Origin of the sequence: Janthinobacterium sp. PSRC1-1, assembly GCF_049897525.1 — a bacterium.
GTDB lineage: Bacteria > Pseudomonadota > Gammaproteobacteria > Burkholderiales > Burkholderiaceae_D > Janthinobacterium > Janthinobacterium tructae.
The window spans coordinates 366034-377917 of the sequence record NZ_JAFCWK010000003.1 but is presented as its reverse complement, the minus strand read 5'-3'; the positions used below and the strand labels follow the sequence as shown (position 1 = coordinate 377917).

Below are 11884 nucleotides of genomic sequence, written 5' to 3'. Positions count from 1 at the left end.
CCCGGTTTGCGCCGCGGCGGGTTTTTTTATGTGCGCTCGGGAAGGCGCGCCAGCCGCTGCGCCCAGGCGGGAATGGCTTGCCGCCAGAAGTCTTCCACGTCGTCGGCGCGCACGTCGAGACCGAGGAAGCGGGCGGCCAGCAGCAGCGCCGACGCCAGCAGTTCGCCGGCATGCGTGCCAGTATCGAAGGCGAGGGCGCCCGTCTGCTTCGACAGTTTCTCGCCGCTGGCATTGTTGACGACAGGCACGTGCAGAAAGCCCGGATGCGGCAAGCCCAGCACGTCCTGCAGATACAGCTGGCGCGGCGTGGAATCGAGCAAATCCGCCCCGCGCACCACCTGCGTGATGCCCTGCACGCCATCGTCAACCACCACGGCCAGCTGGTACGCCCAGTAACCATCGCCGCGCAGCACGACGAAGTCGCCCACCTCGCCGGCCAGGTCCTGCCGCTGCGGACCATGCCAGCGGTCGGTGAAGCCATACACGGCTTGCGGCCCCTCTGGCACGCGCAACCGCAAGGCCCGCGCCGCCTTGCCCGGCGCCAGGCCGTGGCGGCAGTTGCCCGGATACACGGCGGCCCCGCCCTTGGGGACACCCGCCTGCAACACCGAATCGTGGATCTCCTTGCGCGAACAGCCGCACGCATACACGAGGCCAGCGTCCTGCAAGCGCTTCAGCGCCGCCTCATACAGCGGCAGCCTGCGGCTCTGCCATGTCGCCTCGCCATCCCACGTCATGCCGCAGCGTTGCAGGGTAGCCAGGATCGCCATATCGGCGCCCTCGACATTGCGGTCATAGTCCAGATCCTCGATGCGCAGCAGCCACGTGCCGCGATGCACCTTCGCATCGAGATAGCTGGCCATGGCGGCAACGAGCGAGCCCATGTGCAGAGGGCCGGAGGGAGAGGGGGCGAAGCGGCCGATGTAGGGGGCGGTGGGAGAGTTCGGAGACGGCATGCTGTGAGTGTAGGCGGTGGTGACAGGCGCTGATGGTTTATTGCTCAGGGTGGGGAGCTTTGGCGACAGCGGCAAGTATCGTGCAGGGCGATGGGCAAGTCAAATCCTGGGTTGTTCGCGGGCTGCCTAATTAATAATTAAATGCGTAACGTTATCTTCAACATATGAAATTTCTTCCTTGCAGTAATGCGCGTCATTCAGTTCTCTGAAATGTAAATCCTTGTCGAATTCCTTCGTTCTGAACTTGTTACTGAGCAGTGCTACAACGCTCCCCTCATCTGGCCAGTCTGAAGAATACAATGCTATCAATGTATTTTCAAAAGAAATTTCATCGAGAAGACAGATTTTTAATTTTCGAGGTAGCTTCTTCAATAAATTCAGCCAATGTATCTCACTTGCTTTTGGGAAAAATGTATCACTATTTTTGATGGATGCTACTATTCGTTGCTGCACTTCTATAGATTTATCTATGTTGGTATACGATTCACAATGATCGTTCATTTTCAATCGGATGGGTGATTTTCTGGCTACTTTGTACTGCAATATTATGCATGAGGAAGATAGTTTTATGTCATGCTGTACGACGATGCTCCCCCATGAAAATTGAAATACTATTTCTGATAGGCCTTTCACTTGGCCGGAAATGCCAGACTTTTTTTGAATTTGTTTGACTAGCGATGAGTCACTCACGCCGTTGCCTACGGAATTATTTTCAAAGTAATGCATTATTATGTAATCTATTACTGGGAAATTTTCTTTTACAATAATTAACTCGACAACGTAATCGCCTACCCATCCGTTGATATCAAAAATATACATCCCAGTCCCTGTTGTTGTGGGTTTGGTATGGAATATATTGATAATGCTATTTATGAAATCGTTTGCTGGCGTTTTTTTCGATAATACAATCTCTCCATTGACGAGCAGTAATCCATCAATGAAATCAAAAATATAGCCTGGGATTTCAAATTTTTTCATTCTGTTATGCGGAATTTCGAATGAGGCATCTCGTATGAATTATTGCAGTGATTCAGCACGGTTCGTAGAGGCAAATATTGTTCCCCATCGGATCTTCGACGTTCAGAAAACTTGCGTAGGGAGTCTCTACGTAACTGACGGAAAAAGCAGTTTTCTCCAGTCGCTCCTTGAGCGTGTCAATATTCTTCGTTGGTAAAGTGAATAGATTGATCGTGCCACCTTTGCTGCCTACGCGATGTGCTTGTTCAATGTTTGAAGGATGCATGAATTCTATTGAGAATTTTTTGTTGGACTCGTGAGCCATCGTGAGGCGGCGACTGGTACCTGAATCACACTGAATGGTGCTATCCATCGTAATAAAAAATCCGAGATTATCAATGTAAAATTTTTTTGCTTCGTCAAAATTCAGGCAAAGTATTCCTATATTGATTGTATTTAACATGCAATTTTTTCTGGATTTCATGGTTATCTCTTGGGAGAGAGGATAAATACGAAGAATATTTTTCAAATTACATAAACCAGGATTTTATTATGAATAAAAAATCTTCACAGGCTTCATGTTCTTCTTTGAAAACGCGAAGACCTGTCTTTATTCCTCGTTCATAGTAAAAAACTTCCCAACATCCATTTTTTTCTCTGATGCACAGACTCTCATCCTGAGTCGGATCGCCAATCGAGAAAGCATTTGATGGAATGCTTAAAATTGCCATCTCGTGTGCAATATCTGAAATATTCATCTATATGGTAATCTGAATTCGATATTGATTTTATTGATAGGCACAAAAAACGGATGTGGTTTGATTATGTGGATCGTGACAGGCGTCTATTTCCCCCCATGGCCCTGCTTGCGGCAGAATGATGCCAAACTCATCCAGAAACCAGCGTCTCAATCTTCTTGTATATTTTCCTTCGGGTTTAGACTGAAAACCATCCATGCAATTTTCCGGACCAAAATCCCAGTATTTTATGGGTCCATCATCTTTCTCAAAAAAACAAATAACAATTATTCTCAATTTTTTTCGTTTGAAACTTGTTTTGTAGGCGATTACCTCCTCCTCATACTTTATCCATGCTTCCCAGTCTTGATCCATCGAGTGTAGATTTTTTCTTTTCATTCCTCTAAATAGAATGATCGATTCGTTTGCGGAAAAATATCCATTTTTAAGTTTAATATCAGGAAATGTATCCATGATCAATAGTTTTAATTTTATGAAATTTTATCAGTTTATTTTTTTCATCAACCAGGCTTACCCTATAGTTTTCTGATTGGGCATAAAAATAAGCGGAGAAGAAACTCGGATTTAAAAAAATGCAAAACACATATTTCCAACTCTTTCCCTCTGAATTTTCATCGATCAGTAGATTTATTATTTCTGGCGTTATTAGTTTGGCATTCCAAGCCTTCGATAGCTTAATTTGGATATCAGTTCCATTTCCAATTTCAAACTTCATACTTGACAAAAATTCCTTATGTGGATAAATAAGAATTTTCATTTTTGTCCTTTGATTTATTGCGTATGAAAATAGTGCATATTCCAGGATATTCCAATTGAATCCATCGTTGATTGAAGAGATGCTGAAGCTGAAATGTTGCCCCATGAAAAATTAAATGCGGAGAATGTTTTCTTTATCTCATCAGGACCTTTTTCCAAGACTTTAGCAAGTAATTTGGCCAGCCTGTTTTTGTCGGATATTAATTGGTACTCTGTCGTGTTATATCCATATTTTTTTGTGTTTCCCCCATCCCACGATAGCCAAACGCTTTTCATACAATAATTTTCAAAAGTAAAATTTATGCCAAATTCAAATTCATTCAAGCTTCCGCACGTTGATAAATTATGCACATAGGTATTTGTTTCGTTGTCTTCTATTTCAATGTCATTTTCTTTTGCAATTTTAATAAACTCAGATTCGTTAAGTGGTGCCATCATGATGCCGTCCAATAGGAGATAACCATTTTTTGTATCAAAAGATATTTTTTTCATTTTTTTGAAACCTTTCCGGATGACCTGGTACGGAGTGGTAATACGATAATCTCCAACCGGACACTATGCCTTGACCGCTAACGGATGAGATTTTCGCATATCCACTCCAGAGTCTTGGCATAGGAAATATTTCCTTTTTTTCGTTCCTGCGCCGCTTCATGAAGAAAAGAGTTCCGTAGTTCCGGAGTTCTCTTTTGCGCGATCCACATGCAAATAGAATCAGCGATAGCATGATCTATATTTTCCTCATCAAGTATTTTTGCCATCATGTGCAAGCCTTTCAAAACATGATTTTTCCACATGTGGAATTCGGCCACAATCATGCGCAATCTCAGGGATTTGCTTTTTTCGAAGCGATCAAGAATTTTCTCTTGTTCATAGTTTGGTGAGTTGTGTAGGTAGTAACTAAATATAGGTTCAATATGGCCATTGAAAACATTGTCGTCGTCGGCAGATACATTGATGACGATGATATTTTGTGCAATTTTTAACATGGCTGCGTTTGCAGGACTTTGATAACTTGCTTTAATGTAATTTAATGAAATTCATTTTTGATAATTGATTTTAATTATTTTCTTGTCTTTTTTTGATATAAGATAGACCACCGTTCGACCCAGCGAGGTTTTCCCTCCTAGTATTGGATTCTCTCCCTTTGCAAGGTTTGGGTGGAATGTTAATTCTATTTTATTATCCTCATCTTTTATGTAGATAATGAAATCTTCAATATTTTTTTGTTTTTTTTCAAAATCCTCATAGGCTATAATGGAATATATAAAATATTTTCCTAATATCATATAATTCACATTTTCTGAGTTTTCCATTTTTTATTTTATAGTTTTTTTGAGACGGTATGTACGCGTTGTGTTATATCAATATTTTTTGAATTTATTGATAGCTTAAACACTCGTTATGCAATTGATATTTATTTAATTTTTAAAATTTGGCTATCTATGACGATATGATCTGATAATGATGTAGTCTTTTTTTGAAATAAAATATGTTACTGCGTATCCTAAGGATGTTTCTCCTCCTAAACTTTGGTGTTCTCCTGGGGCAAGATTGGGCATAAAAATTATTTCGACTTGTTGATTGTCGTCCCTAATTAATATTTTAAAATCCTCAATATTTTTTTGTTTTTTTTCAAAATCAATATATGCAATTGTTGTATATCTAAAATATTTCCCAGAAATTTCGTCATCAAATTGTCGGACCTTTTCCATAATTTTTCTCCTTTAATTTCATTGTTGGACTCAATATTTTGTGCTGGTGATGTGTGTGAAAACAACAATTAAGATAAAAATTGTCTTTTTATAAATTGTAAATATTTTCATTTTTCGAGTTGTATCATTTTAATGCTCCACTCGTAGTGCCTAAATAACCTTTATATTTAAATTTCCCTATTCCCTTGGATTTCGCAATATCTATGTCGGCCCTTGAGAAATTATTGCTTTTTTATGAATATGATTGTTGATTATTTTTTTAGAACCATTCATTTAATTCTTTCATGAAATATTCACAGGCATTATCTTCATTTTCAAATGTATGAAATGAGGTCTTTATGCCACGTTCATAATAGAAAATTTCCCAAAGGTTGTCATTTTTTTGCATGCACAAACTTTCATCCTGTAATTTTCTATTTATTGAATATGCATCGTCCGGGATATTTTTGCTTTTTATGATATTTAGCATTTCTGGAATTTTCATAGCGTCTTTCAAGGTATTGGCCCGCATGGCAAAACTTCTATTAAGGATCCATTTTTAATTAAATCGTCGACAGGGACAGGTAGCTCATATTGCATTCCCATGCCAACCTGGTTGAACCACGGCGCTGCTAACCCAGCGTCCACTTGGATTGGTTTTAAGACTTGATATACATGATAAGGTTTTCCATTCTGGTATGATTGGGGTAGTGCTCTATGTGAAAATTTTACTCCTTGAGGGGATACAAAAGTTCCACCGGGATACCCGAATCGATCTATGCTTGTCATTGGTAATAGTGAAAATTTATTAGGTATATCATTGAAGCCACGATTTGTCGGCCAGCCTGGATCAGCAGCAAACCTGCCATACTGATCTCTAAATCTACCGTTATGATCTTTGTCAACTTTTGAGGGATTTGCTTTACCACATACTAGACCTAATGGATCGGTCATCATGGTAGGACTTGGTGAATAGAAGTAACTGTTGATACCGCCTAATAGACCTATTGGATCTTGCGTCAGGTAACGTCCTGGCTCTGGGTCATAATACCTATAGCGATTGTAAAACAGCCCCGTTTCCCCATCCTCATACTGCCCCTGAAACCGCAGCGGCTGCTTGATTTCTCCTTCGACGTGCAGCAAGCGTCCCCAAGCTTTGTAGCGTCCGCTCCAGATCACGTTCCCTTGCGCATCCGTCAGCTCGCGTGGCGTGCCCAGGTGATCGCAGTGGTAGTGGGTGATGCGGTCGTGTGTTGCCGCGTCATCGGCTGCCGCTTGGATACCTTGCCATGCCGATACCTGCAGCGTTTCGGTGTCCGCTTGTTCTTGCTCAATGGCGGCCTGCAGTTCGGCGTCGTGCCTGGTGGCAGGCAAATCCCATTGGGCCACGCGCGGCAGGTGGACCGTGCTGGTCTGGCGGCAGGCTGGCGAAGCGATCCTGGCCAGCGGCACGAAGCTGTCCGGCTCGTACAGGTATGTGACCGTGTCTTCCTGCCCAAGTTCCTGTGCCAGCGTGTCGCCATCCCAGACGAAGAAGGTGGTGGCGGAGCTCGTGCGTGCGGGCTGGTCTTTGGTGATGTCCTGCCGATTGCTCCAGCGTGCTTCTTCTACCCGTTTGGCGATGCGGCGGCTGAAGGCGTCATAGAAATAGTGGGCGCGGTGGCGCGATTGGCGTTCCGTCCTGGTGGCTTGGCTGAGGCGGTTTTCGGCGTCGTATTCGAGCGCCAGATCGCTCCACGTCGACTCCCTGCCCGGCGGATGGAAGCGCTTGCCGGTGGCATTGCCTTGCTCGTCGTAATCGTATTCAGTATCGCCGTAGCGTGTCAGTACGTTGCCGGTGGCGGGAGCCGTGTCGAGCAGATTGCCTGCCGGATCGAAGGCGAAGTGTTCGGCCAGGCCCGGTTGCACGGCGGCCAGCAGTTGGCCGACGGGGTCGTAGGTGTAGCTGAGTTTGCCGAGCGGGCCGGTAGCGGTGGCGCCTGTTTGAAAAATGGTGGTCAGGTTGCCCTGCGCATCGTAGTCGAAGCGGCGTTCGCGCACGGGGACGGGCGCATCGGCGCCACGCGCCAGGGTCAGCTGCGTGAGCCGCGATTGCGGGTCGTACTGGCGCGTGGCGAGCAAACCGCTGCTGCCCAGCTGCCGCTGCTTTTCGCGGTGCAGCTTGTCGCGCTCGACATCGACCACGGCCTTGCCTTGCCACAGCACGCCATGCCAGTGGCCGGAACCATAGCGCAAGGTATCGATGCGGCGTCCGTTCGGCAAGACCGTCTGGATGCGGTTGCCCAGCTCATCATAGGCATGCGTCATGACAAAGCTGGCATCCGGCACGCGCGGGGCATTCGGCAACCTGGCCATCTCGGGCAGCGTTTGCAAAAAGCAGGCGCTGCGCTCTTCGATCAGCTGGCCCAGGGCGTCGTGGACAAAGCGCTGTTCGGCTTGCGGCGCGGAGACGGCCGTCAGGCGGCCCAGTGCATCGTAGGCGTAGCGCACCACGCCGTCCGCCGTGGTCTTGACTTGCAACAAGCCGAGCGCGTCGCGCAGCAGCTGCGTGCGCTGGCTGCCGCACTCGCTGGCGGTCAGGTTGCCGGCCTGGTCATAGCTGTATTGCGTGCGCTTGCCATCGAAGCCCGTTTCCGACGTCAGCCAGCCTTCCGCGTGATACGCGAGTTGATAACTTTCGCCCTTGGCGTTGATCAATTCCGTCAGTTGCAGCGCGCTATCGTAGCGATACTGTAAAGACTGGCCAATGGCGTCCGTGCGTTCCACCGGCAAGCCCTGGCCGTTGTAGCGGTAGCGCGTCTGCTGGCCGGCGCCATCCACGTGCAAGACCAGATTGCCGTCTGCATCGTAGGCGTAGTGTTCCCGTGTTTTGTCTGGTGCGATGAGCCCGGTCAGGCGGCCGAGGCCATCGTACTCATAGCTGCTGACGTGGCCCATGGCATCGCGCGCAGCCGTCAATCTTCCCTGCTTGTCGTAGCTGTATTCGCTGCTGTGGCCAGAACAGTCCGTGTAGCTGGTAAGCAAGCCCTGTCGGTTGTACTGAAAATGCTTGCTGCCGCCCCTGGCGTCGATCAGTTCCACCAGTTGGCCGCGCTGGTCGTAGCGGTAGCGCGTGACGTGGCCCAGCGCATCCGTGATGCTGACGGGACGACCTGCCGCATCGTATTCGCGGCGTGCGGTGTTGCCCAGCGCATCCGTGAAGGCGACGGGCTGGTTCTGGCCATCGTATGCGATGTTGCTGCCGTTTCCCTTGGCATCGATGCTGCGGGTCAGGTTGCCGGCCGCATCGTAGGTGTAGTGGATAGCGGCGCCGTTGGCGTCGATATCGGCCAGCAGCATGCCGTCGCGGTCCCACTCGCGCCGGCCCAGCGAGGCGGTTTTGCCATCGATGACGCGGCGCACTTCGGTGACCAGCCAGTTGGCGTCGAAGGTGTATTCGAGGACGCCGCCGTTTTCCGCGACGCGGCTGGTGTCGTTGTCCACGTAATCGATGCGCGTGTGCTCGCTGCCATCGCACGCCCGGGTGGCGATGGCGCGCGCCTGGTAGCTGTTGGCCACGGTGACGGGGAAACGTTCGACCAGCTCCTGCTCGCTCAAGGGGGAACCGCTCCAGCGGGCGCGCAGCGCGTCCAGGCTGATCCATTCCAGCTCGTAACTAAAACCCGTGTAGCTGCTGCACGACGTGAGCAGGTGGTGACGATAGCTGTAGCAACGCGTGTCACCGAGCGCATTCGACTGGCTGATCAGGTTGTGGCGCGGCGCGAAGGGCGCCAGGGTATCGTTCGTCTCGACGGCATAGGCGTAGCGGACGTGGCAGAGGCGGCTGCCGTCTGGCAACACCTCGTCGACTCTTCCTATGTGGATGGTCTTTTCCGACTCCCCGCGCATGGCTTCGAGCACGGCGCCATCGTCGCTGCGCAGGCGCAGCACTACTTCGCCCGGTTTTGCATCGATCAACCGTTCGATGCTGATGCCGCGCCCATCGCGCCCTTCGCTACGCACGAGTGCAAAGCGTTGCGTTGCGACGGGAGCGGACGGGGCCAGCATGGCGTTGACGCCGTCGTAGCCGTGCGGCAGCCAGCCGCCTTCAGCGTGCGCGTAGCGGTCGACGCTGCCGTCGCGCCACAGCACGGTAAAAGTGTCGGCGCCGTCGCGCGTCAGCGTAAAACCTTCCTTGCGGCTGTCGTGTTGCTGGCCCGGTTCCAGGCCAGGCAGGCGCAGGGCGCGGCCGCTGTCATCGTGCAACACGATGCCCGCATCGCACAGCGACAGGCTGGTGGTGTAGGGCGTAGACCAGCGCGCGCCCAGCAAGCCCCAGTCCTCGCATTCGGCGCCGGAACGGTAGCAGCGCGTCCAGGCGATGGGGATGCTGCGTTCGAGCGCGAAATCCGTCTGGTACAGGATTTCCTGTCCCGTGCCGAAATGCACGGGCTTGCGGCCCTTGACGGGTTTTTTTGCGGGGCCGCTATCCTTGGGGCAGCAGTCGGATGGCGGCTCCGATTTCGGCTCCTTCTTGCCGCGGCTCTTGCCGTCGTCGCCGCCGTTTTTTGGGGGAGGTTTGTCGAGTTTTGGGGGCGGCTTGTCCGGTTTTTTGCCGACAATCTTTTCCTTGACCTTGTTGATGGTCGGTGCCGCTTTCTTGCCGAGGAACTTGCTCAGTATTTTTCCGCCAGGAACCTTGCCGAACACCGCCGTTTGCAATAATGTGCCTGCCGCATTCATGACCATGTCCGAGGCGGTATTGAGCAAATCTGGTGTCTTGCCTGTCAATAGGTAATCGGCCGCCTGGTCGAGCACCGTGGCCGACGCTTCCATTGCCGTGCCTGTCGCAAGGGTCGCCGTGCCGGCAACCGCGCCGGTTGCTGCCGCTGTTTCCATCGCGGCAGCTGCCGGCAGGCCAACGCCGGTTGCCGCAGCGCCCAGTCCGGCGACACCCAGCACGGCGCTGCCTGTCAGGACTGCGCCGCCCGCATCCACGAGGTCTTCGGCGGCGCCATGCATGCTCTTCGAACCATGATCCTTGTAGTCTTGTGCCGCTTCCCGTATCGCCGCCTTCAGTTCCTTGAGCACGGGCTTGGCCGCCTCTCCGCCCCGTTCATAAATCTTGCCCACGGTATTGCGCGAATTCATCCATACTTCGCGCCCCATCTGTACTAAGCTGGCGCCGTTGGCGCGGTGGATGGCGCTGGCGACCTTGGTGTCGACCTGCTTGCCGACGGTGCCGCTCTTGACGCCACCCGCCTTGCCGGCCGCGTCGCCCCTGACGGTGGGAATGGTGCTGCGCTGATGCAGGATGACGGGTTCGCTGTGCGACTTGACGTTGGGCGAGGCGTTCTGCGCCTCTGAAAATTCGCCGATGATGTTGTAGGGAATAGGTGGCGTGCTGGAGCCGACTGGCGTCTTGCAAATGTCGGGGCTGAGGCTGACGCAATAGAAGCGCGAGGCTTTGGTGACGGTTTCATTCGTCATGGTTTCTTGCCCTGCCTGGCGGCTTCGCTTAGTGCTTCCTGCGCCTGTTCCAGCAGTTCGATGCGGGCGATCTGCGCCGGCTCCATCAGGTGCAGCAGGCGCGAGGCGACCTGGCCCGCGTCGGCCGGCACGATGGCGCGCCAGACCAGTTCCATGGTGGCCGCCTCAGGATCGATCAGCACCGTATCGATGGCCAGGCGCCAGACGAGCAACTGATCGTTCTTGTCCGCCAGCAGCAGGCACATTACTTGTTCGGGCAAGGCGAAGCGCAGCACGGTGTTGCCGCGCGGGTCGATGCGGGCCGAGCGATGGTCGTGGCGGCACAGATTGGTCAGCGTAAATTGCTCCCGTCCCGCCAGGTACGGACATTGCTGGTCGGGTGGCGTGCTGTTCCAGTACGCGAAATCGAAGTCTTCCGGCAGGGCAGGGACTTCGTCGGCATCCCATTGATCCTTGACGACGATGCTGCCGGCCAGTGCGCGGCGCGGCAACCAGCCACGGCCGATCACGGCCAGCCCCGCCGGCGCGGGCAGCTCCTTGCCGCCGGCGCCTTGCCAGAACTGGGCGGCCGTGCATGGCAGAGATGCATCCGTGATGCGCGGTGCGGGCACCTCGTCGATATGTTTCGCATCCAGGTACCAGTGCCGCGCGAAACCGCGTCCCAGCGGGTTGGACTGGCAGGAATCGTGCGCCGCCGCGTTGCAGTCATCGGCCTCGATGCGGCATTGGCCGCCATACGCGTAGGCGTAGCGCAGCGGCAGTTGCAGGAACGCTACCGGTGCGGATAGCTGCCACGGATTGGGCCGCAGCAAACCCACCGTGGCGATGCGGGCGCAGCCCTGCGCCAGGCGCGTGAGGATGGCTTTCTTGCGGAAGGCGCGCTCGCCACTCACTTGCAGGGTCTTGTCGACCAGAATCTTCTTTTCCGACTTCACCTTGATATTGACGAGAAATTGCGGCATCGCCTGCCCGCGCGGCGCGTGCGCCACGCCATTGACGATCACGTCGCAGCGCGGTTTATAGGGCGCGAAGTCGCTTTCCTGAACGGTGCCCGCCTGCGTGTCGCCGTCCAGGTGCCGGTCTTCAGTGGCCAGCGGCGACTGACGCACTATGGGCAGCAGGCTGGCCAGGCCGTCCGCGCCGCAGGGGCCAAGCGCGTAGCCCATGCGCGCCACCACGACGTGAAAGGCCTCGCCGAATTGATCGACCATGTCGAACTGGCTGGCCGCGTGCGGCGTGCGGTTGTCGAACAGCAGGTTGGGGATGTTGAAATGGGCTGTGCCGGCGTCGTTCATCG

The 11884-nt window shown here is 52.1% G+C and carries 13 protein-coding genes; all 13 read right to left on the bottom strand.

The window, feature by feature from the left end:
* Nucleotides 1-26: 26 nt before the first annotated feature.
* The 13 genes from gluQRS to ACP7DW_RS08270 all read right to left on the bottom strand — a co-directional run bounded on the left by gluQRS (nt 27) and on the right by ACP7DW_RS08270 (nt 11882).
* Nucleotides 27-956: a tRNA glutamyl-Q(34) synthetase GluQRS gene (gene gluQRS, locus ACP7DW_RS08330; RefSeq protein WP_426054571.1), complete on the bottom strand. Its 930-nt coding sequence runs from the start codon at nt 954-956 to the stop codon at nt 27-29.
* A gap of 126 nt (nt 957-1082) precedes the next feature.
* Nucleotides 1083-1934 carry a hypothetical protein gene (locus ACP7DW_RS08325; RefSeq protein ID WP_426054572.1) on the bottom strand — a complete coding sequence of 284 codons (852 nt, stop codon included), beginning with the start codon at nt 1932-1934 and terminating at the stop codon, nt 1083-1085.
* Nucleotides 1935-1986: 52 nt separating this feature from the next.
* Complete coding sequence (locus ACP7DW_RS08320) at nt 1987-2397, bottom strand: VOC family protein (RefSeq protein WP_426054573.1); 411 nt, start codon at nt 2395-2397, stop codon at nt 1987-1989.
* Between the two features lie 46 nt (nt 2398-2443).
* Nucleotides 2444-2671: a hypothetical protein gene (locus tag ACP7DW_RS08315; protein ID WP_426085200.1), complete on the bottom strand. Its 228-nt coding sequence runs from the start codon at nt 2669-2671 to the stop codon at nt 2444-2446.
* A gap of 30 nt (nt 2672-2701) precedes the next feature.
* The gene (locus ACP7DW_RS08310) at nt 2702-3124 is read right to left on the bottom strand and encodes a hypothetical protein (protein ID WP_426054574.1); all 423 of its coding nucleotides are present in this window, start codon (nt 3122-3124) and stop codon (nt 2702-2704) included.
* Nucleotides 3108-3428 (bottom strand): hypothetical protein, encoded by a 321-nt coding sequence (locus ACP7DW_RS08305; RefSeq protein ID WP_426054575.1) that lies wholly within the window; start codon nt 3426-3428, stop codon nt 3108-3110. The genes ACP7DW_RS08310 and ACP7DW_RS08305 overlap by 17 nt, the downstream gene beginning before the upstream one ends.
* A 14-nt stretch (nt 3429-3442) precedes the next feature.
* On the bottom strand, nt 3443-3919 hold the full coding sequence (locus ACP7DW_RS08300) for a hypothetical protein (RefSeq protein WP_426054576.1): 477 nt from the start codon (nt 3917-3919) through the stop codon (nt 3443-3445).
* Between the two features lie 77 nt (nt 3920-3996).
* Nucleotides 3997-4413: a hypothetical protein gene (locus tag ACP7DW_RS08295; protein ID WP_426054577.1), complete on the bottom strand. Its 417-nt coding sequence runs from the start codon at nt 4411-4413 to the stop codon at nt 3997-3999.
* Nucleotides 4414-4464: 51 nt separating this feature from the next.
* The gene (locus ACP7DW_RS08290) at nt 4465-4740 is read right to left on the bottom strand and encodes a hypothetical protein (RefSeq protein WP_426054578.1); all 276 of its coding nucleotides are present in this window, start codon (nt 4738-4740) and stop codon (nt 4465-4467) included.
* 123 nt (nt 4741-4863) lie between these two features.
* Nucleotides 4864-5139, bottom strand: a complete 276-nt coding sequence (locus ACP7DW_RS08285; protein WP_426054579.1) for a hypothetical protein — start codon at nt 5137-5139, stop codon at nt 4864-4866.
* A 259-nt stretch (nt 5140-5398) separates the two neighbouring features.
* The gene (locus ACP7DW_RS08280; protein ID WP_426054580.1) at nt 5399-5650 is read right to left on the bottom strand and encodes a hypothetical protein; all 252 of its coding nucleotides are present in this window, start codon (nt 5648-5650) and stop codon (nt 5399-5401) included.
* Nucleotides 5632-10587: a glycohydrolase toxin TNT-related protein gene (locus ACP7DW_RS08275; protein ID WP_426054581.1), complete on the bottom strand. Its 4956-nt coding sequence runs from the start codon at nt 10585-10587 to the stop codon at nt 5632-5634. The genes ACP7DW_RS08280 and ACP7DW_RS08275 overlap by 19 nt, the downstream gene beginning before the upstream one ends.
* A complete protein-coding gene (locus ACP7DW_RS08270; protein ID WP_426054582.1) occupies nt 10584-11882 on the bottom strand; it encodes a DUF2169 family type VI secretion system accessory protein in 1299 nt (432 codons plus the stop codon). Before ACP7DW_RS08270 ends, ACP7DW_RS08275 begins: the two co-directional genes overlap by 4 nt.
* Nucleotides 11883-11884 lie beyond the last annotated feature (2 nt).

Bases quoted from the DNA above. Each gene is read 5' to 3' on its own strand.
- ACP7DW_RS08305 (WP_426054575.1), bottom strand. From the start codon at position 3,428: ATGAAAATTCTTATTTATCCACATAAGGAATTTTTGTCAAGTATGAAG.
- ACP7DW_RS08310 (WP_426054574.1), bottom strand. From the start codon at position 3,124: ATGGATACATTTCCTGATATTAAACTTAAAAATGGATATTTTTCCGCA.
- gluQRS (WP_426054571.1), bottom strand. From the start codon at position 956: ATGCCGTCTCCGAACTCTCCCACCGCCCCCTACATCGGCCGCTTCGCC.
- ACP7DW_RS08275 (WP_426054581.1), bottom strand. From the start codon at position 10,587: ATGACGAATGAAACCGTCACCAAAGCCTCGCGCTTCTATTGCGTCAGC.
- ACP7DW_RS08280 (WP_426054580.1), bottom strand. From the start codon at position 5,650: ATGCGGGCCAATACCTTGAAAGACGCTATGAAAATTCCAGAAATGCTA.
- ACP7DW_RS08315 (WP_426085200.1), bottom strand. From the start codon at position 2,671: ATGAATATTTCAGATATTGCACACGAGATGGCAATTTTAAGCATTCCA.
- ACP7DW_RS08325 (WP_426054572.1), bottom strand. From the start codon at position 1,934: ATGAAAAAATTTGAAATCCCAGGCTATATTTTTGATTTCATTGATGGA.
- ACP7DW_RS08295 (WP_426054577.1), bottom strand. From the start codon at position 4,413: ATGTTAAAAATTGCACAAAATATCATCGTCATCAATGTATCTGCCGAC.
- ACP7DW_RS08320 (WP_426054573.1), bottom strand. From the start codon at position 2,397: ATGAAATCCAGAAAAAATTGCATGTTAAATACAATCAATATAGGAATA.
- ACP7DW_RS08290 (WP_426054578.1), bottom strand. From the start codon at position 4,740: ATGGAAAACTCAGAAAATGTGAATTATATGATATTAGGAAAATATTTT.
- ACP7DW_RS08300 (WP_426054576.1), bottom strand. From the start codon at position 3,919: ATGAAAAAAATATCTTTTGATACAAAAAATGGTTATCTCCTATTGGAC.
- ACP7DW_RS08285 (WP_426054579.1), bottom strand. From the start codon at position 5,139: ATGGAAAAGGTCCGACAATTTGATGACGAAATTTCTGGGAAATATTTT.
- ACP7DW_RS08270 (WP_426054582.1), bottom strand. From the start codon at position 11,882: ATGAACGACGCCGGCACAGCCCATTTCAACATCCCCAACCTGCTGTTC.